22 protein-coding genes are annotated in these 25,043 nt (G+C 61.0%); 16 read left to right on the forward strand and 6 right to left on the reverse strand.

Features of this window, described 5'->3' with window-relative positions:
- The first annotated feature begins 19 nt into the window (after nt 1-19).
- A complete protein-coding gene (locus tag CENDO_RS04745; RefSeq protein ID WP_136141018.1) occupies nt 20-361 on the forward strand; it encodes a thiamine-binding protein in 342 nt (113 codons plus the stop codon).
- A gap of 35 nt (nt 362-396) precedes the next feature.
- A complete protein-coding gene (locus tag CENDO_RS04750; protein WP_136141019.1) occupies nt 397-1,404 on the forward strand; it encodes a tetratricopeptide repeat protein in 1,008 nt (335 codons plus the stop codon).
- Here CENDO_RS04750 and CENDO_RS04755 read toward each other — a convergent pair.
- On the reverse strand, nt 1,401-1,769 hold the full coding sequence (locus CENDO_RS04755) for an ArsR/SmtB family transcription factor (protein ID WP_136141020.1): 369 nt from the start codon (nt 1,767-1,769) through the stop codon (nt 1,401-1,403). The genes CENDO_RS04750 and CENDO_RS04755 overlap by 4 nt on opposite strands.
- 84 nt (nt 1,770-1,853) lie before the next feature.
- On the opposite strand from CENDO_RS04755, the gene arsB reads away from it, so the two are divergent.
- Both arsB and CENDO_RS04765 read left to right on the forward strand, forming a co-directional pair.
- Nucleotides 1,854-2,906, forward strand: coding sequence for an ACR3 family arsenite efflux transporter (arsB, locus tag CENDO_RS04760; protein ID WP_136141021.1), 1,053 nt, complete (start codon nt 1,854-1,856; stop codon nt 2,904-2,906).
- Nucleotides 2,899-3,321 carry an arsenate-mycothiol transferase ArsC gene (locus CENDO_RS04765; RefSeq protein WP_136141022.1) on the forward strand — a complete coding sequence of 141 codons (423 nt, stop codon included), beginning with the start codon at nt 2,899-2,901 and terminating at the stop codon, nt 3,319-3,321. Before arsB ends, CENDO_RS04765 begins: the two co-directional genes overlap by 8 nt.
- 481 nt (nt 3,322-3,802) lie before the next feature.
- Here CENDO_RS04765 and glgB read toward each other — a convergent pair whose 3' ends face one another.
- Nucleotides 3,803-5,929, reverse strand: a complete 2,127-nt coding sequence (gene glgB, locus CENDO_RS04770) for a 1,4-alpha-glucan branching protein GlgB (protein ID WP_136141023.1) — start codon at nt 5,927-5,929, stop codon at nt 3,803-3,805.
- Nucleotides 5,930-6,006: 77 nt separating this feature from the next.
- Complete coding sequence (locus tag CENDO_RS04775) at nt 6,007-8,019, reverse strand: maltotransferase domain-containing protein (protein ID WP_136141024.1); 2,013 nt, start codon at nt 8,017-8,019, stop codon at nt 6,007-6,009.
- A gap of 176 nt (nt 8,020-8,195) precedes the next feature.
- Between CENDO_RS04775 and CENDO_RS04780 the strand changes: the two genes are divergently transcribed.
- The 7 genes from CENDO_RS04780 to CENDO_RS04810 all read left to right on the forward strand — a co-directional run bounded on the left by CENDO_RS04780 (nt 8,196) and on the right by CENDO_RS04810 (nt 15,632).
- Complete coding sequence (locus CENDO_RS04780) at nt 8,196-9,002, forward strand: ABC transporter ATP-binding protein (RefSeq protein ID WP_136142147.1); 807 nt, start codon at nt 8,196-8,198, stop codon at nt 9,000-9,002.
- Nucleotides 9,003-9,073: 71 nt separating this feature from the next.
- Nucleotides 9,074-9,892 (forward strand): NUDIX hydrolase, encoded by an 819-nt coding sequence (locus tag CENDO_RS04785; protein WP_246014390.1) that lies wholly within the window; start codon nt 9,074-9,076, stop codon nt 9,890-9,892.
- A 96-nt stretch (nt 9,893-9,988) separates the two neighbouring features.
- Nucleotides 9,989-11,143, forward strand: a complete 1,155-nt coding sequence (locus CENDO_RS04790; RefSeq protein WP_136141025.1) for a THUMP-like domain-containing protein — start codon at nt 9,989-9,991, stop codon at nt 11,141-11,143.
- A gap of 165 nt (nt 11,144-11,308) precedes the next feature.
- Nucleotides 11,309-12,106 carry an electron transfer flavoprotein subunit beta/FixA family protein gene (locus CENDO_RS04795; RefSeq protein ID WP_136141026.1) on the forward strand — a complete coding sequence of 266 codons (798 nt, stop codon included), beginning with the start codon at nt 11,309-11,311 and terminating at the stop codon, nt 12,104-12,106.
- 26 nt (nt 12,107-12,132) lie between these two features.
- Complete coding sequence (locus CENDO_RS04800) at nt 12,133-13,080, forward strand: electron transfer flavoprotein subunit alpha/FixB family protein (RefSeq protein ID WP_136141027.1); 948 nt, start codon at nt 12,133-12,135, stop codon at nt 13,078-13,080.
- A 66-nt stretch (nt 13,081-13,146) separates the two neighbouring features.
- Nucleotides 13,147-14,271 carry a cysteine desulfurase family protein gene (locus tag CENDO_RS04805; RefSeq protein ID WP_136141028.1) on the forward strand — a complete coding sequence of 375 codons (1,125 nt, stop codon included), beginning with the start codon at nt 13,147-13,149 and terminating at the stop codon, nt 14,269-14,271.
- Between the two features lie 185 nt (nt 14,272-14,456).
- Nucleotides 14,457-15,632, forward strand: coding sequence for a glycoside hydrolase family 25 protein (locus tag CENDO_RS04810; RefSeq protein WP_136141029.1), 1,176 nt, complete (start codon nt 14,457-14,459; stop codon nt 15,630-15,632).
- A gap of 53 nt (nt 15,633-15,685) precedes the next feature.
- Here the strand turns inward: CENDO_RS04810 and CENDO_RS04815 are convergent, their stop codons facing one another.
- Complete coding sequence (locus CENDO_RS04815) at nt 15,686-16,510, reverse strand: spermidine synthase (RefSeq protein ID WP_136141030.1); 825 nt, start codon at nt 16,508-16,510, stop codon at nt 15,686-15,688.
- Nucleotides 16,511-16,538: 28 nt separating this feature from the next.
- Between CENDO_RS04815 and mnmA the strand changes: the two genes are divergently transcribed.
- Both mnmA and CENDO_RS04825 read left to right on the forward strand, forming a co-directional pair.
- Nucleotides 16,539-17,624 (forward strand): tRNA 2-thiouridine(34) synthase MnmA, encoded by a 1,086-nt coding sequence (gene mnmA, locus CENDO_RS04820; RefSeq protein WP_136141031.1) that lies wholly within the window; start codon nt 16,539-16,541, stop codon nt 17,622-17,624.
- Nucleotides 17,625-17,641: 17 nt separating this feature from the next.
- On the forward strand, nt 17,642-18,571 hold the full coding sequence (locus CENDO_RS04825; protein WP_136141032.1) for a uroporphyrinogen decarboxylase/cobalamine-independent methonine synthase family protein: 930 nt from the start codon (nt 17,642-17,644) through the stop codon (nt 18,569-18,571).
- Nucleotides 18,572-18,864: 293 nt separating this feature from the next.
- Here the strand turns inward: CENDO_RS04825 and CENDO_RS04830 are convergent, their stop codons facing one another.
- Nucleotides 18,865-19,539 (reverse strand): 3'-5' exonuclease, encoded by a 675-nt coding sequence (locus CENDO_RS04830; RefSeq protein WP_136141033.1) that lies wholly within the window; start codon nt 19,537-19,539, stop codon nt 18,865-18,867.
- Nucleotides 19,540-19,697: 158 nt separating this feature from the next.
- Between CENDO_RS04830 and ligA the strand changes: the two genes are divergently transcribed.
- Nucleotides 19,698-21,725, forward strand: a complete 2,028-nt coding sequence (gene ligA, locus CENDO_RS04835) for an NAD-dependent DNA ligase LigA (RefSeq protein ID WP_136142149.1) — start codon at nt 19,698-19,700, stop codon at nt 21,723-21,725.
- Between the two features lie 567 nt (nt 21,726-22,292).
- On the opposite strand, the gene CENDO_RS04840 is transcribed toward ligA, so the two are convergent.
- Entirely contained in the window at nt 22,293-22,955 is a 663-nt protein-coding gene (locus CENDO_RS04840) for an ACT domain-containing protein (RefSeq protein ID WP_136141034.1), read from the reverse strand.
- 233 nt (nt 22,956-23,188) lie between these two features.
- On the opposite strand from CENDO_RS04840, the gene gatC reads away from it, so the two are divergent.
- Together gatC and gatA are read left to right on the forward strand one after the other, a co-directional pair.
- Nucleotides 23,189-23,485: an Asp-tRNA(Asn)/Glu-tRNA(Gln) amidotransferase subunit GatC gene (gene gatC / locus CENDO_RS04845; protein ID WP_136141035.1), complete on the forward strand. Its 297-nt coding sequence runs from the start codon at nt 23,189-23,191 to the stop codon at nt 23,483-23,485.
- Nucleotides 23,486-24,970 carry an Asp-tRNA(Asn)/Glu-tRNA(Gln) amidotransferase subunit GatA gene (gene gatA / locus CENDO_RS04850; RefSeq protein WP_136141036.1) on the forward strand — a complete coding sequence of 495 codons (1,485 nt, stop codon included), beginning with the start codon at nt 23,486-23,488 and terminating at the stop codon, nt 24,968-24,970.
- Nucleotides 24,971-25,043 lie beyond the last annotated feature (73 nt).

Genomic DNA, 25,043 nt, shown 5'->3' on the forward strand with positions numbered 1-25,043 from the left:
TGGCGGTAGAATGGCCGCCATGATTGTTGCGTTTTCAGTAGCACCCGCCGCCGTTGATAATCCCACCGCAGAAATGGCCGAGGCGGTCGCCGAAGCGGTCCGGGTGGTCAGGGCCTCCGGGCTTCCCAACGAGACGAACGCCATGTTCACTCTGATTGAGGGTGATTGGGACGAAGTTTTCGCGGTTATAAAAGAGGCCACTGCGGCGGTAGAGAGGGTATCCCCTCGCACCTCGTTAGTTATTAAGGCCGATATTCGTCCGGGGCGCACCGACATGCTGACCCAGAAGGTGGAATCGGTGAATAGGATCCTTAGCGGAGATGTAGACGGTCAACCCGGCACGGTTGACACCAGCAAGTAGACCAGGGACAAAATAGGGAAGTAGAGGACGTTCACGTGACTAAACCCAACGCACCATACGTAGCAGGCGCACTAGATCTCGGCGAGGTCAAGGCACGGGCGGAGGCCCGCGCTCAGGCGGAGAAGGCGGCGCAGGGAGCCGCTGGTGGCGCGATGGGCGCGAATGGTGCGCCCCAGGACGCGGGCCTGGCTCCGTTTTTTGAAGTAACCGATGAGAACTTCGAAACCCATTTGGTGCGCCGCTCCGCCGAGGTTCCCGTCATCGCCATGGTCGGCACATCCCGTTCCGATATGTCCGAAAAGCTTAAGGCCACCCTCAAGGAGCTAGCCGAGGAGGGTAGCTTCTCCTTCATCGTGGGCTACATTGATGCGGACGCCCGCCCGCAGATTGCGCAAGCTTTTGGCGTGAAGAATCTACCCACCACAATCGCGGTGGCTGGCGGTCAGCCGATTACCAACTTCGAGGGCGGTCAGCCCCGTGAGGCGCTTGAGCCCTGGGTCGAGGCTTTAGTCTCTAATATCGCGCCGCAGCTCAACGGCCCGGGCCCGGAGCTGCAGGCGGCCAAGGCGGCCTGGGAGGCGGGGGAGCGCCCCGGCGCGGCTCAGGCAGGGCCCCAAGAGGGCTTGGCAGATCCGCGCCTTGGAGTAGCCGAAGAAGCTCTCAATGCTGGTGACTTTGACGCGGCCATCGCCGCATACGAGGAAATTTTGGCTGCGGAGCCGGGAAATAAGGAAATCAAGCAGGCACGCGATACCACCATGTTGCTCAAGCGCTTAAACCCCGCCGAGCGCGCCGAGGATCCTATCGCCCTGGCGGATTCCAATCCCGATGACGTGCAGGCACAGTTGGATGCTGCGGATGCAGAGGTAGTAGCAGGAGCGCCGGATAAGGCTTTTGACCGCCTGATCGAGGCCATGAAGCGCACCGCTGGTGACGATAAGACGGTGCTGCGCGAGCGGGTATTGGAGCTATTCGGCCTTTTTGAAGCGGGGGACCCGCGCGTCTTGGCCGCGCGCACCAAGTTGGCGAGCGCGTTGTATTAGCCTTCCCCAAAGCTGCCAATAGCCAGTATGGTGCGGAGCTGAGCGAAGACCTCAGGGACCACGCTGTAACGCAGCGTGCGTCCCTCTCTTTCTGCGTGGAGTAGCCCGGCCTCCTGGAGTTTGGCCAGGTGGTGGGAGACGGTGGCTTGGCTGGTGCCCGTGAAGCACTGGAGATCTGCGGCGGTAACCTTGCGGCAGCCGTCGGCCGCGATACGCGAGATGATGCTCAGCCTGTTGGGATCCCCCAGCGCCTTGAAGATATGGGCGTAGTGATTTAAGTCTTCCTGACTCAACGCTTCATCGGCCAACGGGCAGCACTGGGGCTTAGCGGCGGGTGGGGATTGTCTCTGAAGCGGTGGACGCATGGTCTGAGTATAGCTTGACTGCGCCGCCGCATAGGCTAGGCTTGATATCGATAGTTGTCGATATCAAGCTAGGGGCTTCAACGCATGCGCCTTTCACTGCTGGACCGCTACCTGCCGGTCTGGATACTTCTAGCAATGGGCTTGGGCCTGGCGCTGGGCACGTTTGTGCCTGGTGTAAACGAATTGCTCCAATCCTGGAGTATTGGGCAAACGTCCATTCCGATTGCCGTTGGCCTGCTGGTCATGATGTACCCGCCTTTGGCGAAGGTTCGCTACACGGAGGCCAAGCGCATAGCGGGTGATGCGAAACTGATGACGGTGTCCGTGGTCCTCAATTGGATGTTGGGCCCGGCTTTCATGTTCGCGCTGGCATGGATCTTCATCCCAGATCTGCCGGAATTGCGCACCGGGCTTATCATCGTGGGCCTAGCTCGGTGTATCGCCATGGTCCTTGTGTGGAATGACCTGGCCTGCGGCAACCGTGAGGCCGCGGCGGTTCTGGTGGCGATCAACTCGATTTTCCAGGTGTTCATGTTCGCGGTCCTCGGCTGGTTCTACCTTCAGATTCTGCCCGGCTGGCTGGGCCTGGAGACTGCTAGCGCCCAGTTTAGCTTCGGGGCCATCGCGCTATCTGTCATCGTTTATCTTGGTATACCACTGCTGGCCGGTTACCTCTCACGCGTTGCTGGTGAGGCAACCAAGGGGCGGCAGTGGTATGAATCCACGTTCATCCCAGCGGTGTCCCCGCTGGCGTTAGGCGGCCTGCTCTTCACCATCACCTTGCTCTTTAGCCTGCAGGGGGAGCAGCTCCTGGCTCAACCGGCCGCTGTTGCCCGCGTGGCCATTCCGCTCGTCGTTTACTTCATCGGCATGTTTGCAATGGCGCTGTTGGTGACCTGGCTAATGAAGTTTGACTACGCCACGTCTACTACCGTGGCGTTTACCGCAGCGGGTAATAACTTCGAGCTCGCCATCGCCGTGGCGATCGGTACCTTCGGAGCCACCTCTGGCCAGGCGCTGGCAGGTACGATCGGCCCACTCATCGAGGTTCCAGTCCTTGTGGCGCTGGTTTACGTGTGCCGGTGGGCGGGGCCTAGGCTCTTTCCTCAGACTTTTAAGGAGGCAGTCAATGTCTAAAGAATCCAAGTCCGTAATCTTCTTATGCAACTCGAACCGCGGAAAGTCTCAGATGGCTGAAGCGTTGGCCAGGAAGGCCGCGCCGGAATGGAAGGTGTACTCTGCGGGTGTCCAGGTAAACGATGAGAACGCGGGACGTTCCGTGAATCCCGAATCCGCCGCGTCCCTGGCGCGGGTTGGCGCGGACATGAGCCAGGGAAGCTCCAAGCCGGTTGATGAGCAGCTTGTCCGCAGCGTCAACTACGTAGTAGCCGTAGGTGGCGCGGAGTTTGAGATGCCGGAGGGCGCCGCGGGTGAGTTTATTCGCTGGGAGATTATAGACCCGTCAGAGCGCGGCGTCGAGGGAGAACAACGCATGGACGCGCTGCGCGATGATATTCAATCGCGCGTCCAGGAGCTAGTTGACCGCAGTTAAAGCAGTTACGCATCCGCTGAAACCGGGTCAAGAATTCCGGGAGCACTGGTCATTGATGTGGTGCTCCAGCAGCGGGATGAGGTAATTAGTCAGTTATTGGTCAGTACTCCAAGCATGGCCGGTTTAAGAGACTCCCCAAGCCAAGTTTTCATCTCCATGTCACGTGACATGGAGATACCCGCCTCCGCGCGAAAGAGTGATCCGCCCTGCGTGAGCCGGTGGAGAGCTGATACCCGCCGGTAACGCCTGGGCTTTGCTCATAGTATCTCTTTGGTTAATACGCGGCCGTCTGAAGGGTTTTTAGATACCTCTGCCACGCTCATGCGTCTGCTTTAACTGAAAAAGGCTTCGCATTGGATGCGTCGTGTTATGCGCTGGGCAACTATCGCGATGGATTGGGAAAACGCTTCTATCACTAACGGCTCTTCCCGAAAAGAAGGGGAAGAGCCGAGCGGTTTGGGGTCAGGCTGGGCCTATGGGCCTAGCCGCGATGGACGTACCACTGAACGGACATGGCCGGCAGGTGCAGAGTTAGAGCATTTCCTTCACCTGTATGCACGTGGCGTGGCAAGTCATTGCCGGCGCCTTCATAAACACCGTCATCGGTATTGAGCACCATCTCCCATTCGCCACCGCGTGGCACATGGAGGCGATAGTTCGTGTGGGAGGCACCGGCCAGGTTGATTACTGCCAGCAGCGCGGATCCATCAGAGCCGTAGCGGACGTAACCGAGCACCGAGTTTTGGGAATCATCGTCCTTGACCCACTCGAATCCGGCCGGGTCAAAATCCTGGGACCATAGGGCGGGGGTGTCCTTGTAGATGGCTCCGATGTCGCGAACGAGGCGCTTGATACCGCGGTGCCACTCGCCGCCCCAGCCCTCCAAATCGGACCAATTAACCGACTCGTGCTCAGCCCACTCGCCAACCTGGCCAAATTCCTGCCCCATGAAGAGCAAGTTCTTGCCGGGATGGGAGTACATGTAACCGAACAGGGCCCGCAGGCCTGCGGCCTTGTTCCAATCGTCACCGGGTTGGCGGGTCCACAGGGAACCCTTGCCGTGGACCACCTCATCATGGCTAAACGGCAGTACGTAGCGTTCAGAATAGGCGTAGACCATGGAGAAGGTCAGGGATCCGTGGTGGAAGGAGCGGTGAATTGGATCGTGCTTGAAGTATTCAAGCGTGTCATTCATCCAGCCCATATTCCATTTCAGGTCAAACCCCAGACCGCCCTCGTGGGTGGGCGCCGTAACGCCAGGCCAGGAGGTGGATTCCTCGGCGATGGTGAGCACGCCGGGATGGGCTCGGTGGAGCGTGCCGTTAGTCTCCTGGAGGAATTGGACGGCTTCAAGGTGCTCGCGGCCGCCATGAATATTGGGTAGCCACTCATCGCGGGAATAATCCAGGTACAGCATGGATGCCACCGCGTCTACGCGCAGTCCGTCGATGTGGAATTCCTCGGCCCAGTACAAAGCGTTGGCCACCAAGAAGTTGCGTACCTCATTGCGCCCGAAGTCAAAGACGTAAGTGCCCCAGTCGGCCTGCTCGCCGCGGCGTGGGTCAGGGTGCTCGTAGAGCGGTTCGCCGTCAAAACGGCCCAAGGCCCATTCGTCCTTAGGGAAGTGTGCGGGGACCCAATCCGCGATAACACCTATGCCGGCTTGGTGGCATGCGTCAATCAGCGCGCGCAGGTCATCCGGGGAACCCCAGCGTGCGGATGGGGAGTAATAACCGGAGACCTGGTATCCCCAGGAACCACCGAATGGGTGCTCGGCAACCGGGAGTAGTTCCACGTGGGTGAAACCGTGTTCGAGCAAGTATGGGATGAGCTCTTCACGGAGGGAGTTGTAGTTGGATCCCAGCTTCCACGAGCCAACGTGGAGCTCGTAGATGTTCATGGGCACGTTCAGGTCACCGCTGCGGTTTGCCATCCATGCGGAGTCCCCCCAGTCGTAGCCGCCGGCGACGACGATGGAAGAAGTGGATGGGGCCTTCTCGGACGCCTTGGCCAGCGGGTCGGCCTTGTCTATACGGCCGTTGCGCTTAGTTTCGATGGCGAATTTGTAGCTCTCACCTGCGCCAATGCCCGGAATGAAGACCTCCCACACGCCGGTGGAGCCAAGGGATCGCATTGGGTATTGGGTTGGGTTCCACCCACAGAAGTCACCTACTACGGCAACGCCTTCAGCGTTGGGGGCCCACACCGCGAAAGCCACGCCCTCCACCGTGCCCAGGGCCGTTTCGTAGGTCTTCAGGTTCGCCCCAAGCACGTCCCAAAGGCGCTCGTGGCGCCCCTCGGAGATGAGGTGCAGATCTAATGGCCCCAGGGTTGGCAGGAAATAATAGCCGTCAGCTACGGTCTGTGGGCTTTGGCCAGGGTAGGTGATGGCCAGGCGGTAGTCATCCGCGGAGTCAGCAATACCGCCTTCCCAGATATCGTGACCGATATTGTTCATCGGGGTGCTGCCTTCTGCAGTGACCAGCTCTACCTTCTCGGCGCCTGGACGACGCGTACGCACCACCCCATCATGGCGGCCGTAGAAGGCATGCGGGTTGTAGTGGCGGCAATGGTCAAGACGAGAAAGATCGTCTGCGGGAATGCTCATTCTTTTAACGCTACCTAAAAAATAGTTTCTGATCAGACGTGTTACCGGGGAACGTGGCGGATCCCCACCGCAACGCGCTAGGCCCGGTAGTCCTCAACGGTGCGCCACGACAGCCGCTCGCGGCGGTCTTGGTCAACGGAAGGCAGAACAAAAATGTGGGCCACATCGCGCAGCGGCTCCAGGCGAACAAAGTTACGCTCAGACCACTGGTAGGCGGCCCCGGTGATGAGGTCCTTGACCGGATACACTTCGCCGGGGTTGCGGCCTATAGCATCCATATCCACCGTCACGGTGGCCTCTTGCGCGTTGCGCGGGTCGAGGTTGATGACCACCAATACCACGTTGCCGGTCACCGAATCCGCCTTAGAGTAGGCCATGATATTGGGGTTATCCGCATTGTGGAAGTGAAGGTTACGCAGCTGCTGGAGGGCGGGGTTGTCGCGGCGAATATGGTTGAGCAGCCTGATGAAGCTCTCGAGGGAATTGCCTGAGTTGACCGCGGCCTGGAAATCGCGCGGGCGCAGCTCGTACTTCTCGGAATCCAGATACTCCTCGGAACCGGGGGCCACGGCGCGGTGTTCGTAGAGCTCGAACCCGGAGTAGACGCCCCAGAGCGGGGACAGGGTCGCGGCAAGCGCGGCGCGGATAGCAAACATTGCACGGCCGCCGGTCTGCAGCGACTCATGCAGGATGTCTGGCGTGTTGACGAACAGGTTGGGGCGGCAAATATCGGCCTGTTCAACGTGCATCTTGGCGAATTCGGTCAGGTCGTACTTGTTGGTCTGCCACGTGAAATAAGAATAGGACTGGCTAAATCCCGCCTTGGCCAGGCCGAATAGGCGCGGGGCGCGGGTGAACGCCTCGGCCAAGAAGATCACGTCCGGGTGCGTGGACTGGACCTTGGTGATCAGCCAGTTCCAGAAGTTGGTTGGCTTGGTGTGCGGGTTATCCACGCGGAATGTCTTGACCCCGGCCTCAACCCAGATCATGACTACTCGGTAGATCTCCTGGTAGATAGCCTCGGGCGCGTGGTCGAAGTTGAGGGGGTAGATGTCCTGATACTTCTTCGGCGGGTTCTCAGCGTAGGCGATGGTGCCGTCGGCAAGAACCGTGAAGAACTCTGGGTGCTCCTTCGCCCAGGGGTGGTCCGGCGAGGCCTGCAGCGCCAGATCCAGCGCCACCTCTAGCCCCAGCTCCTCCGCGCGGGCAACCAGCTTCTTGAAGTCTTCCATGGTGCCCAGTTCCGGGTGCGTTGCGGAGTGGTCCTGAATCGCCCATGGGGAACCCACGTCGCCTTCTTCGACCACCAGCGTATTGTTCTTGCCCTTGCGGTGGACCTCACCAATCGGGTGGATAGGAGGGAAGTAGACGGTATCGAAGCCCATATCCGCCACGCGGTCCAGGGCCGCGGCGGTGGTCTCGAAGGTTCCATGAACAGGGTTGCCTTCCTCATCCCAGCCGCCGGTGGAGCGTGGGAAAAGCTCATACCAGGAGTTGAATAACGCCTCGCGGCGCTCGACATAGACCTCCTGCTCGCTGCCTTCCACAACCAGCTCGCGCAAGGGGTGCTCGTCGAGGATCCCGCGGATCTCATCATTTTCTACCGCCGCTACGCGCGCGGACAACGGTTTGGTTTTATCCGCTAGCGTTGCGCCGGCGTTGAGGAGGGTGCGGCGGTACTCGCGCGGGGCCTGCGCTGCGGCCTTGGCCAACAGGTCGGCACCGTGGGCAAGATCGTTGGCCAACTCAATGGCGTCCTGGCCAACGTCCATCTTCTTGGTAACGGCGTTGCGCCAGGTGGCTACGGGATCGGACCAAGCGTCGATGCGGAAATACCAGCGGCCCTGGGTCGCCGGGGTAAACACGGCGTGCACGCGGTCTTCATTATGCGGGTCCTGGGCCATGGTAATGGACGCGACTTTGTCAGGATGGGCCGCAGACCAGACGTTCAACGTAGCCGCTATCTTGTCATGGCCTTCCCGCCAGACCAGCGCGGTAACTGGAACCACTTCACCTACTACCGCCTTAGAGGGCAGCGAGCCGGAAGATACTAGGGGGCGGACGTCATCAATACCGAGGCGTGTAATCATACTTTTAGGGTAGTCCACCTGTGTCACTTTCACCGGCCGTGGGGAGAATCGGTCACAATGGAGTGGTGAATTCCCCCATGTTTAGTCAAGAACAAATTGCTGCGGCCCGGGCGGCAGCCAACCACGCGGAGCAGCAGGCGGCGCAGCGCGCGACCGCGGCGGCAAATAACGCCGCGATGGAAACTCCCGAGGTGGATGAGGACCTCCTCATTGACTTCCGTGGGGTCTCGCTTCGCCGCGGCGGTAATACGCTTGTAGGTCCGGTGGACTGGCAGGTGGAGCTGGATGAAAGGTGGGTCATTATTGGCCCCAACGGGGCCGGAAAGACCTCCCTAGTGCGCATGGCGTCCGCTGAAGAATTCCCCTCCTCGGGCACCGCCTACATCATGGGCGAGCGTATCGGCAAGACTGACATGCGCGACCTGCGCGCATCCATCGGCATATCCTCTGCCGCGGTCCAGCACCGCATCCCTGATGGCGAACGCGTCGATGACCTCGTCATCTCCGCGGGGTATGCCATCTTGGGCCGCTGGCGTGAGGAATATGCCGACATGGACTTCGGCCGTGCCGATGAAATCCTCGAACAGGTTGGGGCTTCCCATCTAGCCAAACGTACATGGGGGACGCTATCCGAGGGTGAGAAGAAGCGCGTCATCCTCGCGCGCGCGTTGATGGCCGATCCCGAGCTGCTCATTCTGGATGAGCCATCCGCGGGCATGGACCTAGGCGGCCGCGAAGATCTTGTGGGCTACCTCGGGGATCTAGCCCTGGATCCTGACGCTCCGGCGATAGTGATGATTACCCACCACGTGGAGGAAATCCCGTACGGATTCACCCACGCCATGGTTTTGGATGAAGGCAAGATCATCGCCAAGGGACTCATCAACTCCGTGCTGACCAGTGAGAATCTCTCGAGGGCCTTCAAACAGGATATTCAAGTCGATAGAATCGGGGAACGCTACTTCGCCCGTCGGGTACGCTAAGGGCGGAGACAGCCCAGTAAGCCTGAGCGCTTGCTAAGCCATAGACCCAACGCCTAAGGACATTATTTCTGTTGACTTCGCAGGACCTATCCGGTGATGAATCGGTGGACATCACCGGATTCAACGGCGGCCGCATGGCCGCTACTGTGATGCTGATCCGGGATGGCAAAGAGGGCCTTGAGGTATGGGTGCAAGAACGCGTTTCCACCATGAAGAATTTTCCCGGCCACGTTGTCTTCCCCGGGGGCGGCGTGGATCCCAGGGACTTCCCGGAAAGAACCTGGGACTCCGGTGAACTATGGGCGGGTACCTCCGCTATAGCCCGCGCCCGCCACATGGGACTAACCAAGGCCAAGGCGCACGCTGTGGTATTCGCCGCTGCCCGGGAGCTCTTCGAAGAGGCCGGCACGCTCGTGACCATCCGGGACGACGGAATAGTCTCAGACGCCTCCCGTTTCCACTCTGACCGCAAGGCGTTGGAATCTCACCGGGTTTCCTTCACCGAATTCTTAGAGCATCACGGGATGCGCGTGGATTCCGACATGCTCCGCCCCTGCGGCCGGTGGGTAGGCTACGGCCATGATCAATGGTTTGACACCTTCTTTTTCATCGCCGTGCTCCCGGAAGGCCAGGAGCCGGACGGTTCCACATGGGAAGCGGACGACGCGGGTTGGTTTAGCCCCCAGCTGATCATGGATGGCTGGCGCGCGGGCCTCGTTCGCCTGGCAATCGCTACGTGGGCTAACATTCAACGCCTGTGCACCTATAAAACGGTGGCCGACGTCCTCGCGGACGTCGATTATTCTGACATGCGCCCCGTTATCGGCGACCCGGTCGACGATGAGCGATACCGCGAGTTCTTCACGACCCGCCCGATTGACCGCATCTAGCCCGGCAGCGCGTAAAGCCTAGAGCGCCACGGAAGGTTGTCCGCAGCGCCCACCGGGGACCTAAAAATCACCCTAGAATCACGGAATCTAAAGAAAATGGCCTACTCGGTTACTGAACTTGACTACCTGAGCACGCATGCGCGGGAAATTGATGCAGTCATCTCGCAATTAGGCCTGAGCAAAAAGACCCAACTCCAAGACGCGTCTATCGCCCGCGAACACTGCGGAGACTACGGCCGCGCGGTTATGGAACTCGCATCCGCGCGCGCCACCGGGAAGGTTCCGTCACAGTGGCTGGCCGATTCGGAATCGGTTCAACAGGCAACACCGTTAGCGGTCACCGAATACCGCGCCAGCCTCCTTGCACGCGCCGGGGTCGAATTGGTGCATGATGTAACGTGTTCCATCGGCACGGAGGGCGCAGCGCTTACCCGCAAGAACGTTACCTACCTTGGCTCTGATCTGGATGGCGTGCGCCTGCGGATGGCCCGCTATAACGTGCCAGCCGGTCACTTTGCCCAGGCGGATGCGCTTGGCCCAGTAAGCAAGGATGGGGTAGTGGTGGCGGACCCGGCCCGCCGCGCCGGTGGCTCCCGGATCACGGACCCGGCCAAACTGATGCCGCCCCTGCCAGATCTCATCGATGCCTACCGCGGCCGCGAGATGGCCATTAAATGCGCGCCGGGCCTAGATTTCAGTCACTGGGAGGGTCTGGTGTCAGTGGTCAGCCTCGACGGCGGGGTAAAAGAGGCCTGCGTATATACCCCCGGACTCGCCGCGGCCGCAGGACGCTTAGGGCGGCGCGAGGCGGTGATTATTCGCGGCGGTGTTCTGGATTACCTCGACGATTCCGCGGATGACCTGCCGGAGGCTGGCGCTTTGGGCCGGTTTATCATTGACCCAGACGGCGCCGTGGTCCGCGCGGGCCTGGTCCGCCACTATGCCGCGCGCGAGGGGCTGTGGCAGATCGATCCCCACATCGCGTACCTGACTGGAAATAATATTCCCGCCGGAACATCCGGGTTCGAACTCATCGAGGCGGTGCCCGTCAAAAAGCTCAAGGCAGCGTTGGCCTCGCATGGCGCGGGGCGGGTCGAAATCTTGGTCCGCGGCATCGACGTTGATCCGGATCAGTTGCGCAAAAAGCTTAAGCTCAGAGGGGATAAACCCATGGCTGTGGTGATGACGCGCATCGGCCGCAATGGCGTGGCGCTTATCTGCTCCGAGCGCAAGTGGGCGTCCGCTGGCTGAGGGCGAAACCGGTAGTTGATCGCGGAGTGAGAACTCCACGAACGGTCGAGAATACTCACGTGCCTTTTGCGCTCGGCGCTACTACTATGGCGTGGAGAAAATCTCAAAGACTCTGTGCGGCTAGATAGTGCGCACCTTATATAACTGTGAGAAAGGTTGTGCTTAATGCCTTCCATCGTGGCACTAGTGAAGTATGTACCCGATACGTGGTCTTCTAAAAACCTCAACGCTGACAATCGCCTCGATCGTGAGTCTGTGGACAACGTGATTGACGAGATTAATGAATACTCCGTTGAGCAGGCGCTGCGTTTGCGCGATGACAACCCGGACGCCGGTTTCAAGGTTGTGGCCCTGACCATGGGCCCCGCGGCGGCGGACGAGGCCCTGCGCAAGGCCCTGGCAATGGGCGCTGACGAGGCCGTGCACGTTAGTGATGATGCGCTCGCCGGCACCGACGCATTAGGCACCGCGTGGGCCCTGAGCAACGCATTGAATTCCATCGAGGATGTGCAGCTTGTGGTTATGGGCAATTACGCCTCCGATTCATCCACGGGCCTGCTTACCGGCCTGCTCGCCGAGTACCGGCAGGTCCCCGCCCTATCCAATGTGAAGTCCATAGCGCTGGCTGGTGACGTCATCAAGGGCGTGCGTGAGGACAGCCGCGGCAACTGGGAGCTGGAGGCAAAGCTCCCCGCCATTGTTAGCGTGACCGATAAGACGGATAAGCCTCGTTTCCCAAACTTCAAGGGGCTCATGGCGGCGAAAAAGGCAGAGGTTACCAAGCTGGATTTGGCCGCCATTGGCGTGGATCCTGCGCAGGTTGGGGGCGCCGCTGCAACGACCCAGGTCACCGCTTCGGAGCAGCGCCCGGCGCGTACCGCTGGAGAGGTGATCTCCGGAGTGAGCGCCGAGGAGGCCGCAAAGAAGGTTGCGGACTACCTCGAAGCTAAAAACCTCATCTAACTCGACTGTTTATAAGGAGAAAACCCATGTCTCACGTATACGTTCTGGTCGAGCACGAAGCAGGCCAGCTTAATCCTATTACCGCCGAGCTGATCACCGCGGCACGCCCGCTGGGCGCCGTATCCGCCGTCGTGGTTGGCGCCCCCGGTGTGGCCGAGTCCATGGCCCCCACCCTTGGCGCGTTGGGCGCGGCCCAGGTGGTTGATGCCTCCGCCGCTGACTATGATTCCCGCCTGATCGTTCCCGAGGTGGACGCGCTTCACGCCTTGGGCGCGGCCAACCCGGCACCAATCGTGATTGCGGCCTCACCAACCGGCAACGAGATCGCCGGCCGCGTCGCGGCCCGCCTCGCTTCCGGCGCGTTGGCCGGCGTCGTGGCCATCAACGAAGACGGCTCCGCGCGCCACTCGATTTTCGGTGGCACTTATGAAACCACCGCTACTGCCGCGGGCCCGTGCCCGGTCTACACGGTGCGCCCTGGCGCCGTCGAGGCCGAAGAGGTGCCGGCGGAGGCCGTCGTGGCGCCCATGCCGCTGCCCGAGGCGACCGAAAGGGACGTGAAGGTTACCGCATTCACGCCGGTCGAGAAGACTGCCCGCCCGGACCTTGGTTCCGCGAAGGTTGTTGTGGCCGGCGGCCGCGGTGTGGGTTCGGAATTTACCAGCGTGGTCGAGCCATTGGCAGACGTTCTTGGCGGAGCCGTGGGCGCAACCCGTGACGCGGTGGATGAGGGCTTTTATGACCCTGGCCACCAGATTGGTCAGACGGGTGTGACCGTATCCCCAGACCTCTACATTGGGTTGGGTATCTCCGGTGCCATCCAGCACACCTCTGGCATGCAGACCTCTGGCACCATCGTGGTAGTAAATCAGGACCAGGATGAGCCTTTCTTCCAGATTGCGGACCTCGGCGTTGTGGGTGACCTCCACGAGATTGCCCCAGCGCTGACTGCGGAACTCAACTCCCGCAAATAGTCCCACGTAAAGAGGCTCCCGGTTGGCGGCGTTCGGCCGTCTAGCCGGTGGAGTAGTATGGGCCGCATGGCTTTTTACTTCGATCACGCCGCAACCTCGCCCATCCGCCAAATCGCAGTGGATGCGTGGGTTGCGGCTTCTTCTGCGTTGAATGCCTCCGCTCAGTACGCCTCCGGCCGCCAGGCCCGCTCCGTGCTGGATGACGCGCGTGAGAAAGTAGCCGAGTTAATGGGCTGTGAACCCATCGAGGTTATCTTCACGTCCAACGGTACCGAGGCCAACAACCTGGCTATCCGTGGTTTGTACGAGGTAGGCACGACCAATCGGGTGGTAACAACGCCCGTTGAGCATCCTTCGGTGCGTGAGACCGTAAATCACTTGGCCTCTCGCGGGGCCTCCGTTGATTACATGCCCGTGGGCGGCAACGGGCACTTTGAAGGCAGCGCCATCGAGCTTCTCGATGCCCCCGCCGACGTGGCCACCATGATGATGGCCAACAATGAGACGGGCGCCCTGTTCCCGGTGGAGCGGTATATTGAGCGCGCAGCGGCGCAGGGGACCCCGTTCCACGTGGATGCGGTGCAGGTAGTGGGAAAGATTCCGTTGAACTTCACTGCTTTGGGGGCTACTTCCTTGTCCTCTAGCGGCCATAAGTTCGGTGCGCCACGAGGTACCGGCTTCCTGTTAGCGAAGCGCGCCCCAGCCCCAGCGACGGTGATGTTTGGGGCCAACCAGGAGCGCAAACTTCGCCCGGGAACTGTCGATGTTGCAGGCGCGTCGGCCTTGGCGGCGGCGCTTGAGGAATCCTTAGGCGAGGCGGCTACTCACGCGAGGAATCAGGAAGTGTGGCGTTCGAGGATCATCGAAGCCTGCATGGGGATTGACGGCGCAGTCCTGCGCTCTGAGGAGCCTTGCCTGCATTCCCACGTGTACGTATCCTTCCCGGGGGCGGATGCGGATAGCCTCATCATGCTGCTCGATATGGCCGGCATCGAGGCCTCCAGCGGGTCCGCCTGCCACGCGGGCGTAAACCAGATGTCACACGTATTGGAGGCAATGGGCGTGACGGCGGAAGAGGCCGGGGGTACTTTGCGTTTTACCATGGGTACCGCGACCACAGATGAGGGCGTTAACTATCTCGTCGAAAAACTCCCGGGCATTGTAGAGCGGGCCCGCGCGGCTAATTCCTAAGGTTTGGCCCCTTATGGCTTAAGCCCGCCGCCTCCCGGTTCCTGTCAAGGTCAACCCCAATTCAGGGTGGGACGGCGGGCCGCTGGGGTAGCCGCCGCGGACCGATCCGTGCCCGGTACAAAAGTTACTCATGTTTAGCGTGTTACTCGTGTGAATAGTGGGGCGTGTTGGGTACCCTCGCAAGCATGTTTAAACCCAAGGGACTTCTTTCCGCCTTGACCGCGTTGGTTGCATCCGCCGCGTTGCTCTTTACCGCACAAGCCGCACCGCAGGCCCGCGCCTTGACCATTGGCGCCCCTTCCGGCGTAGACGTCGCAGGTCACCAACACCCGGGTGGCGCCCCAATTAACTGGAAGACCGTCCGCGCGGATGGTCAATCCTTCGCCTTCGTTAAGGCCTCGGAGGGCATAGGCTGGACCAACGAGTTCTTCGAAGAAGATGCGCGTGGCGCAGACGCCGCGGGCATGAAGGTAGGCTCCTACCACTACGCACGCCCAGCCAGCGACCCGCGTGCGCAGGCCGCCACCTACGCCGCCCAAATTGCCCGCGTGCCACACCACTCCTTGCCGCCGGTGCTAGACCTAGAGGTCTCCGAGGGCAAGAGCCCGCGGGAACTCATCGCGTGGACCAGGGCCTTTACAGATGAACTCAAGGCCCTGACCGGGCGTACGCCGATGATCTACACCTACCGGTACTTCTGGACTGATCACATGGCAAACACCACACAGTTCTCCGAGTACCCATTGTGGCTGGCGGCCTACCAGGCGCAGGCCCCGGAGCCGGTCGGCGGCTGGAGCAAGCTAGCTTTCTGGCAGCGCTCCGAATCCGGCCGCGTAAACGGCGTCACCGGCCCTGTGGACATGAACTTGTTTAACGGTAACGATGCCCAGCTGGCAAGCTTCGCCGCGGGTAACTACGGCAACTTCGGCGGCGTTCTCAATGGCCTTGTGGTCCCTGGCGCACCAGACCTGGGGGAGGACGCATCCCTGCTCATCGGCGCCATCCTGGCGCTGGGCGTGGGCGCCGCGGCGGCACCGGCGATCATTGAGGCGGCCAAGGAGTCCGGCCTTGGCGCCCAGGCGGCTGGGGAACTAGCTAGGTTCGTAGAGGATCTCAATGCCGCCGGTGAGCTACCAATCTCGGAACTTCAAGCCATGGCCGCTGGCGATAGTACCGTGGGCGACCTTGCAATCCTGCTGGATAACGCCGCGCACCTCGGCGGTGTAGATAGCGAGCTCACATTGACCGCTGCCCAGGTTGACAAGGTCGCCAACGCGGCCCGGGGAGCGGGCGTCGACCTGCCGGCAATCGACTCTCGCGCCGTGGCCGACGCGCTCTCCCACGCAGCTACCGGACGCTAACGAGTAACACCCCGTTTCCTTGGTGTCATCCCCGGGCCCCTGTGGCCCGGGGTTTATTGCGTTATGGCATCGTGGCGCGCTGCGGTGGCATGCTTGCGCATCCACGCGGGGCCTTTGTACTGCGCGGGCACGGCGCCACCGAGCAGCTTTTTGGTGAGGGTGGGGACCTCGGCGGCGTCGGACGGCAGGGGGCGAGAAGAACCCAGCAGGATGATGTTGCCGTAACGGCGGCCCTTGAGCATGGCCGGATCCGCGATGGCGGCCACATGCTCCCAGACCTCGCGCATACCGGCAATCTCGGCCTTGGCCACGGCCATGTCAGCATGGTCACCGCAATTGGCCACGTACAGCCCGGTCGAATCCAGGGCTGACTTGGCCGCCTGGAAGAACTCCACTGTGGTGAAAGGGCGCGGGGTGGTGGACCCGGCGAACACGTCACGGATGATGACGTCCCGGGACCCGGGGAGGAATCCCTCCGTGACCGCGCGTGCCTCACCCGCGCGGATTTTCACCAACGGAGCGCGCGGGATATCGAACTTCTCGCGCACCAGTTCGCCCAGTTTCGCATCCAGCTCCACCACGGTATTGCGCGAGTCTGGCCACACGTCCGCGAAATAGCGGGCCAACGAGCAACCGGCGCCCCCGAGGTGGGTGATGCGTCTACCAAGGGCAAACTCCTCGATGGCCGCGGCAATCCAACGCATGTACTCAAACTCAAGCTCACGCGGGGCGTCCGGAACAATGTGGGAACTGGGAACGCCGTTGACCTCTAAGAGATACGACCCCGGGCGGAAGCGGTCCTCACTAATAACCGCGGTACCCGTGGATATCTCGTAGGTGCCGACAATTCCGTCTTCTGCTGCGCGCTTTCTTCCCATAACCCCAACAAGGGTACACTGCCGGGTTATGCGTGTTCTTGTTGCTATGAGTGGAGGAGTAGATTCCTCCGTTGCCGCTGCCCGAGCCGTGGAAGCCGGCCATGAGGTCGTGGGCGTGCACCTTGCCTTGCATAAAGACGCCCAGCAGACCCGTGAGCGCGCCCGAGGCTGTTGTTCCCTTGAGGATTCCGCCGATGCCCGCCGCATCTGCGACAAACTAGGCGTGCCGTTTTACGTGTGGGACTTTTCCGAAGAGTTCAAGGAAGAGGTTATCGGCGACTTTGTGGACTCCTACGCCCGCGGCGAAACCCCCAACCCGTGCCTGCGGTGCAATGAAAAGATCAAATTCGCCGCGCTGCTGCGCAAGGGTATGGCCCTGGGCTTCGATGCGGTGGCCACCGGCCACTACGCCACGCTGGATGATGAGGGCTACATGCGCCGCAGCCTGGATGAAAATAAGGACCAGTCTTACGTGCTGGGAGTTATCACCGCAGAGGAACTGGCGCACTGCTATTTCCCCATTGGGGACACGCCTAAGCCACATATCCGCGAGGAGGCCGCGCGGCATGGTTTTTCCACCGCGTCAAAGCCGGATAGCTATGACATCTGCTTCATCCCGGACGGCAACACCCAGGCGTTTCTGGGCAAGCGCATCGGCCTGCGCCCGGGCATGATCGTGGACCAAGACGGCACCGAGCTCAAGGAACATGACGGCGCCTGGAACTACACCATTGGGCAGCGAAAGGGCCTTGATATTCGCGTCCCCGCTGCCGACGGCCGCCCGCGCTACGTCACCGACATTAACGCCCAGACCGGCGTGGTCACGGTGGGCGCCAAGGAAGATCTAGCGGTAAAGGAAATCCATGCGGACCGTTTGAAGTTCCTCCACCCAGCCATGGACGGAGAGCTTGAGTGCCAGGTACAGGTCCGCGCGCACGGTTCCGTGGTCTCCTGCAGCGCGGTGGTTGACCGTGAGGCGGACCAGATGACCCTACGCCTCCATGAGCCGCTCCAGGGCGTGGCCCGAGGCCAGGCGGCAGTGCTCTACCTGCCATCCCCGGACGAGCTAGGGGATATTGTGCTAGGGTCCGGCACCATTTGCGCCACCGCCTAAGAGGGCTTGGTACGCAGATGACTGGATTTGGATTGGGCCCCATGCCGGGGATCTCCATCGCTGAGGCGGCGGACATTGTCATGGGGGAGACCGGGCACCTGCCGCACCTGCCGCAACTGCCCGAGCGCGGCCTTGGTTCCGATGCCATTGGGCGTACGGCCGGGCTGATCAAGGCCGTCAACGTTGACCGCGGCCCGCGCAGCTGGCAGATGACCGCCCGCCCGCAGCTTCTGACCCGCCGCACATGGGACCGCATGGAGCGCGACCTTGATGAGATCGCGGAGGTCTGGGGTGAAAACGTCCCGCTGGTGAAGGTCCAGCTGGTGGGGCCGTGGAGCCTGGCCGCGGCCGTGGAACTGTCCAACGGCCACCGGGTCATTACGGACCGCGGGGCGCGCAACGATCTCTATGAGGCGCTGCTCGATGCGGCGGATTCCCACCGGGCCGAGATTAGCCGCCGCTTTAACGCGGATACCGTTCTGCAGCTTGATGAGCCCTTGGCCGCGGACATCTTGGGCGGCCGTCTTGAAGGGACCACGTATTTCGATGATATTCCCGCCGTTGCCGCCGAAGTAATGCACGGTGCGCTTGAGCGTTTCGAGGCGGATTACTTAAACCTCACCGGGCAGGACCCGGATTGGGAGGTAGCGCGCAGCGCCCAGACGGTAATCGTTGACTGGGACGGGGTACAGACTCCGCGCCACGTGGACGGGCTAGGCCACCACCTCGATGCTGGCAGGCGAGTGGGGCTGGCCATAAAACCAGCCCCGCCGCGCGATACTGCTATTGCTATTGCGCAGTATGCAGACCTTCTAGGCCTGAACCGCGATTACCTCGTGATTTCGATGGATGTCATCCCCCGGCCCCTAAGCGCCACACCCGCCGCAGACTACGCGTTCGCCGCGGAGACCGCAGGGATGCTCGAGCGTGACGCCGGTGACCTTTAACCCGCTTGCCGCGGCGCCGCGCGCCCTCGCCGTTGAGCCGCTAGCGCCTTTCCATTTGCGGTGCCTGTGGCGTGGGCATGTTGTAGCCGGCTGGGTTGAACCGTCGAGGTTGCCTGGTCCATGGCTACCCGGAGCTATCCGGCCTGCGCTGGTGCGTGCCTGCGCGTAGCGATGTGCCGCGCCAGTGGGACTGACATCGACAGTCTCGGCCGGGGCCGTTGCTTGCGAAGTCTCCAGTGGGGCAGAAAGATTTCTCTTAATTTGAAAGGGCTGGCAGGTCCGTTTTTGAGACTCTATGAACTCTGCAAAGGCCACGAGGTGTTGACCTGGCTGCCGTCTTTTCCCTGCGCCTCGAAGTAGCGCTTCAGGGATTCCTGAATCTCGTAGTAGCCCACGGCTTGGAATTCCATCAGTTCACCCTCACTCATCTGGGCCAACTCCGGCCAGCGCTGGCGCACCTGCTTCCAGGCGATGCGGGCCGCCGCAAACGCGTCCGATGTAGCCTCATGCGCATTGCCTAGCTCCACGCCGTATTCCTTGCATACGTCACCAAGGTTGCGCTTGCCCTTGCGGTATTTGTCCTTAATCTTGTCAACCACAAATGGGTCAAAAACAGGCCCGGTAACGGTAAAATCGCCGGTCAGCTGGCGCAGGACGGTCAGGTCATAGGCCGCGTTGTATACGATAAGGGTAAGACCCTCATCCCAAGCCTTTTTGATAGTCTCCACGGTTTCTTTGAGTACTTCATCGTGCGGGCGGCCCTCTGCACGGGCCTTTTCCGTGCTGATGCCGTGCACCTTCGCCGCAGCCTCAGGAATTTCGATGCCCGGGTCAGCCAGGGTTTCCCTTGCGTCCACGTGTGAGCCCTCAATGCGCACCAACGCGGAGGTCACGATGCGCGCCTCATGCGGGTTTGCGGAGGTAGTCTCAAGGTCGAAGCTGAGCATTCGGGAAGCATCAAAAGTCATGCGAATTAGTTTAGTAGCTCCGGCGGACAGTTACGTAGCAAAGGCAGGCTTGCGTTAAGCCATCAGTGTCTATCGCTCTATTACACTGGTGCCTTGTGACTGATACTGCGAAGACACCTAGCCCTAGTAACTCTGGCAATCCGGAGCCGGATAACGCCGTGGACCCGGCGGATATCCAGCGTCAATGGTCCGAACTTGCCCAGGAGGTGCGCAAGCACCGCGAGCTGTATTACAACCAGCAGCCGGTGATTTCCGACGCGGAGTTTGACCAGCTGTTCCGCGATCTGCAAAAGCTAGAGCAAGAGCATCCAGAACTGGCCGTCCCGGATTCCCCGACCCAGGAAGTGGGCGCAGTCCCCGGTGACAGCGCGTTCGCGGACATCGAGCACTTAGAGCGCATGATGAGCCTGGATAACGTCTTTAGCGCAGAGGAAATGGCGGAGTGGCTCGCCCGCACCCCCGCGGCGGCCTACCTAGCTGAGCTCAAGATTGATGGCCTGTCCATTGACTTGGTTTACCGCGACGGGAAACTGGTGACCGCGGCTACCCGTGGTGACGGCCGCGTGGGTGAGGATATCACCGCTAACGCCAAGGTGATTGAGGATATTCCCTATGAGCTCACTGGCACCGATGAATACCCGGTGCCGGCCCTGGTGGAAATCCGCGGTGAGGTCTACATGAAGCCTAGCGATTTCGAAGAAGTCAACGCCCAGCGCGTAGAGGAGGGCAAGCCGCCGTTCGCTAACCCCCGCAATTCCGCGGCCGGTGGGCTGCGCATGAAGGATCCGGAAGAGGTAAAAAAGCGCCGCCTGCACATGATTGCCCACGGTATTGGCGCACGCGAGGGATTTAATCCGGTTTCCCAGCACGATGCCTACCAGGCCATTTCCGCGTGGGGGCTACCTGTTAGCCCGTATACCAAGCGCGTCGAGACGGCCAAGGCGGTCCAGGAACAGGTGGAGTATTGGGCGGATCACCGCCACGATGCCGAGTTTGAAATGGACGGCCTGGTGGTCAAGGTAGATGACCTGGCTTCACAGCGTTCATACGGTGCCACCTCGCGTGCGCCTCGCTGGGCGATTGCCTATAAGTATCCGCCGGAAGAAGTCACCACGAAACTTCTCAACATCGAGGTTGGAGTGGGCCGCACCGGCCGCGTGACCCCCTTCGCCATTATGGAGCCGGTATTTGTCTCCGGCTCCACCGTATCCATGGCCACGCTGCACAATCAGTCCGAGGTCAAGCGCAAGGGCGTGCTCATTGGCGATACCGTCACCATCCGCAAGGCCGGTGAAATCATTCCGGAGGTCCTGGGTCCGGTAGCCGAGCTACGCGATGGTAGCGAGACGCAATGGGAGTTTCCCGAGAACTGCCCATCGTGTGGCACCAAGCTGGCCCCGCAGAAAGAAGGGGACGCCGACTGGCGTTGCCCGAACCAGCGCACGTGCCCAGCCCAGCTAGCTGCGCGCTTGGAGTACCTTGCCGGCCGCGGCGCTTTCGATATTGAGGCGCTGGGTGAAAAGGGTGCCCGGGATCTGATTGAGCGCGGCGTGCTGGAAGACGAATCAGATCTCTTTGATTTGGATGAGGAAAAGCTGCTGGGCTCTGACGTGTACACCACCAAGGCTGGCAAGCTGAATGCATCGGGCAAGAAGCTCCTGGCCAACTTGGAGACGGCCCGTCATACGGATTTGTGGCGCGTGATTCGCGCGCTATCCATCCGGCACGTGGGCCCAACCGCCGCCCGAGCCCTAGCCACTCGCTACGGCTCGCTCGAGTCCGCGCGTCAGGCGGACGTGGAGGATATCGCCCAAACCGATGGAGTGGGTTCCATCATCGCCGAGTCTTTCAAGGATTGGTTTGAGGTTGACTGGCACCGCAGCATCGTGGACAAGTGGACCGCTGCCGGCGTGACGATGGAGGTCGATGAGTCAGACAAGGCCGAGCAAACCCTTGAGGGGCTGACCATCGTGGTAACCGGCACTTTGGAGAACTTCTCCCGCGATTCGGCCAAGGAGGCCATTATCGCCCGCGGAGGCAAGGCCTCTGGGTCTGTTTCGAAAAAGACGGATTATGTGGTGGTGGGGGAGAATGCCGGCTCGAAGGAGACCAAGGCGCGTGAACTGGGCTTGCGCATCCTTAACGAAGAGGAGTTCCAGCAGCTGCTTGAGTCCGGCGAAGCATAAGGTTCGGCAGTCCCAAAACTTTCCCGAGCGCGCACCTGAACCGCCGTGCTAAGCCCGCATCTGACTAATCCGAATGGACACGGCGGGCGCGGTGCGGTTTAGCTGGAGGGAATGCATCGAACTGAAGGACTCCCCGCTGGGCATGTACGTGGACATGGCTTTAATCGACCACGGGGTTGGCCGAAACGGGTGCAGCCTCGCCCCGGGATTGGGTGAAAGTCTTTGTATCTAGGTTCCTTCACCCTTTATTCGCCTGAGTGTTTAGCGCGCCCCACTGCTCGATTGCCGCCTGTAAACGCAAAAGACTGGTCGCAAAAGACTGCTACCGAGTAAAATCCCCTGTCCGAAAGTCGATTTCCGGCGAATATGGTTGATGTCAGTCTTTTGCGACCAGTCGTTTGGGAAACGCGCCGCATTCGGGCATGCGGGAGGGCATGCTGAGTGCCACCCCAGTTGTAGCGACGTAAAGATTCCCCAGCCTTATTATGGTTGCGACGCGACGGGGTTGCGAAGCGGTTCCGTGGTGGGGCTCGATGAAAGGGGATATGGTCCCTGTTTGGTTCTGTCCTATTTCTTAAGGAAAGCGCCCAAGATAGTGCCAATGTTGCCTAGGTGCTCGACCTCGGAGGCGAGGTAGTCAGGTCCGCCCGTGCGGCCCATGACTATGACTAGCCCGGTGTTGCCTAGTGGGGCCGCGGCAAGGGCGGAATCCAGCAGGGACCACGATTCCGGAATCCAAGTTTCGGTCTCCGGATTGAGCGCGCGTGGGCTTTCGACCTGAATGGAGGCTGGGGTGGTGCCGTCATCCTCCGGGGCGGCGACAGACGAAGCGACGCGGTGGATGGGCTCGTTGTTGTCAATGACGATCGCCCATGTCGAGGTCATGGCCTGCGGCATAGCCTCAACTACCTGTTCCATACCCTTGGTTACATCGGCCGCGGCCGCAACGCGGGCGAGCAGATCGATCTGCCCACGGCGGTCCACGCTGCCGGAAAATGGGCGGATGGAATCAACCTCCACGCCCTCCACGGAAGCCGCGGCGGTGATGAGCGAGTCGGCCATAAATCCGGCTGGCAATTCAACCACGATGTCATCCATCACCGTGCCGTCACTGAAGCTTTCAACGATATCGACGGACTTGATGTCACCCTCAACCTGGCCGATTGCATCGGCGAGCTGACCAAGACTCCCGGGGGCATCGGGGAGCAGGACTCGGATGAGAAAAGACATAATTTCCAATCAATGTTTCAGGAGCAATATATTAAACGCGGTTGCTGGACCATACTACTAGTGCTGAGACTCAAGCCACAAGCATTAATTGCGCGGTGAGCATTCAATTTCGCGGGTGGCTTAGCGACCGCCGCGGGGCGTGCAGTAGCATGGAGGACTAACTCAAGAGTTAAACACCGGCTCGTTTGCATAATATACATTCGAGTGAAATATAAGCAAAGGATGGAGTACGCGTGTCTGAGATTTCGCGTGACGAGGTGGCACACCTCGCCAAGTTGTCTCGCCTGGCGCTGAGCGAGGAAGAGCTGTCACAGTTTGCTAGCCAGATTGATGAAATCATTGGTGCAGTGTCCGCTGTGGGCAAGGTGGATGCGGAAGGCGTAGTGCCAATGAGCCACCCTCACACCATTAACGCCCCAATGCGTGAGGACGTTATCGTCCGCACGCTGGGCACCGAGCAGGCGCTTGACCAGGCGCCTGCCGCGGAAGATGACCGCTTTGTTGTCCCTCAGATCCTCGGAGGAGAGTAAATGTCCACCTTTGTTGTACCCGCCGAGGGGCTAACCTCCCTTACCGCCGCGGAGCTGGCGGAAAAGATCCACTCCCGCGAAATTACCTCCCGCGAGGTGGTCCAGGCTCACCTGGATCGCATCGCCGAAACTGACGGCGAGCTCAACGCATTCCTGCATGTTGGCGCCGAGGAAGCGCTCGCGGCCGCCGACGCCGTGGACAAGGCTCTCGACGCCGGCGAGCCCCCGGCCTCGCCACTGGCGGGCGTCCCACTGGCGTTGAAGGATCTGTTGACCACTACGGACGCGCCAACCACTGCCGCGTCCAAGATGCTCGAGGGCTGGATGTCCCCGTATGACGCGACACTGGTCACCAAGCTGCGCGAGGCTGGCATCCCAATCCTGGGAAAGACTAATCTGGACGAGTTCGCAATGGGCTCTTCCTGCGAAAACTCCGCTTTTGGCCCTTCGCGCAACCCCTATGACATTGAACGCACCCCGGGCGGTTCCGGCGGCGGCACCTCCGCCGCCCTGGCCTCGGGGCAGGCTCCCCTGGGAATCGGTACGGATACCGGTGGATCCATTCGCCAGCCAGCCGCACTGACCAACACCGTGGGCGTAAAACCCACCTACGGCACCGTGTCCCGTTACGGGCTTATTGCCGCGGCGTCCTCCCTGGACCAGGCCGGCCCGTGCGCGCGCACCGTATTGGATACCGCATTGCTTCACGAGGTAATCGCGGGCCATGATTCCTTCGACGCGACGAGCGTCGATAAGCCTGTGGCCCCTGTGGTGGCCGCGGCTAAGGAAGGTGCGAAGGGTGATCTGTCCGGCGTGAAGATTGGCATCATCAAGCAGTTTGAGCGCGACGGATGGCAGCCCGGTGTGATGGAGGCTTACCATGCGGCGGTCGAGCAACTGGTGTCCCAAGGCGCCGAGACCGTCGAGGTTGATTGCCCGCACTTCGATGACGCGCTAGCCGCGTACTACTTGATCATGCCGTGTGAGGTTTCCTCCAACCTCGCCCGCTTTGATGGCATGCGTTACGGCCACCGTGGAGGCGACGATGGTTCGCATTCCGCGGAAGAGGTCATGTCCATCTCCCGTGCCGAGGGCTTTGGGCCAGAGGTGAAGCGGCGCATCATGCTGGGTACTTATGCGTTGTCTGTTGGCTACTACGACGCGTACTACCTGCAGGCGCAGCGCGTGCGTACCTTGATTGCCGAGGACTTTGCCAAGGCTTTCGAGCAGTGCGACGTCTTGGTTTCCCCAACCACCCCAACCACCGCTTTCAAGCTTGGCGAGAAGGTTGAGGATCCGATGGCTATGTACAACTTCGACCTGTGCACCCTGCCGCTGAATCTGGCCGGGCTGTGTGGCATGTCGGTCCCATCCGGTATGGCGTCCGATACCGGCCTCCCAACCGGCCTGCAGATTATGGCGCCGGCCTTCGCCGACGACCGCCTCTACAAGGTCGGCGCAGCCTACGAAGCTGGTCGCAAGTAGGGCCCGCAAGGGGGACAGTGTAAGGGGCCGAAATCCACTCCAGATTCCGGCCCCTTTTTTGAGCCCAGCGGGG

Origin of the sequence: Corynebacterium endometrii, assembly GCF_004795735.1 — a bacterium.
Taxonomy (GTDB): domain Bacteria; phylum Actinomycetota; class Actinomycetes; order Mycobacteriales; family Mycobacteriaceae; genus Corynebacterium; species Corynebacterium endometrii.

Coding starts and splice junctions, on each gene's coding strand:
- CENDO_RS04745 (WP_136141018.1), top strand. CDS start 20: ATGATTGTTGCGTTTTCAGTAGCACCCGCCGCCGTTGATAATCCCACC.
- CENDO_RS04755 (WP_136141020.1), bottom strand. CDS start 1,769: ATGCGTCCACCGCTTCAGAGACAATCCCCACCCGCCGCTAAGCCCCAG.
- arsB (WP_136141021.1), top strand. CDS start 1,854: ATGCGCCTTTCACTGCTGGACCGCTACCTGCCGGTCTGGATACTTCTA.
- CENDO_RS04765 (WP_136141022.1), top strand. CDS start 2,899: ATGTCTAAAGAATCCAAGTCCGTAATCTTCTTATGCAACTCGAACCGC.
- glgB (WP_136141023.1), bottom strand. CDS start 5,929: ATGAGCATTCCCGCAGACGATCTTTCTCGTCTTGACCATTGCCGCCAC.
- CENDO_RS04775 (WP_136141024.1), bottom strand. CDS start 8,019: ATGATTACACGCCTCGGTATTGATGACGTCCGCCCCCTAGTATCTTCC.
- CENDO_RS04780 (WP_136142147.1), top strand. CDS start 8,196: ATGGAAACTCCCGAGGTGGATGAGGACCTCCTCATTGACTTCCGTGGG.
- CENDO_RS04790 (WP_136141025.1), top strand. CDS start 9,989: ATGGCCTACTCGGTTACTGAACTTGACTACCTGAGCACGCATGCGCGG.
- CENDO_RS04795 (WP_136141026.1), top strand. CDS start 11,309: ATGCCTTCCATCGTGGCACTAGTGAAGTATGTACCCGATACGTGGTCT.
- CENDO_RS04800 (WP_136141027.1), top strand. CDS start 12,133: ATGTCTCACGTATACGTTCTGGTCGAGCACGAAGCAGGCCAGCTTAAT.
- CENDO_RS04805 (WP_136141028.1), top strand. CDS start 13,147: ATGGCTTTTTACTTCGATCACGCCGCAACCTCGCCCATCCGCCAAATC.
- CENDO_RS04810 (WP_136141029.1), top strand. CDS start 14,457: ATGTTTAAACCCAAGGGACTTCTTTCCGCCTTGACCGCGTTGGTTGCA.
- CENDO_RS04815 (WP_136141030.1), bottom strand. CDS start 16,510: ATGGGAAGAAAGCGCGCAGCAGAAGACGGAATTGTCGGCACCTACGAG.
- mnmA (WP_136141031.1), top strand. CDS start 16,539: ATGCGTGTTCTTGTTGCTATGAGTGGAGGAGTAGATTCCTCCGTTGCC.
- CENDO_RS04825 (WP_136141032.1), top strand. CDS start 17,642: ATGACTGGATTTGGATTGGGCCCCATGCCGGGGATCTCCATCGCTGAG.
- CENDO_RS04830 (WP_136141033.1), bottom strand. CDS start 19,539: ATGACTTTTGATGCTTCCCGAATGCTCAGCTTCGACCTTGAGACTACC.
- CENDO_RS04840 (WP_136141034.1), bottom strand. CDS start 22,955: ATGTCTTTTCTCATCCGAGTCCTGCTCCCCGATGCCCCCGGGAGTCTT.
- gatA (WP_136141036.1), top strand. CDS start 23,486: ATGTCCACCTTTGTTGTACCCGCCGAGGGGCTAACCTCCCTTACCGCC.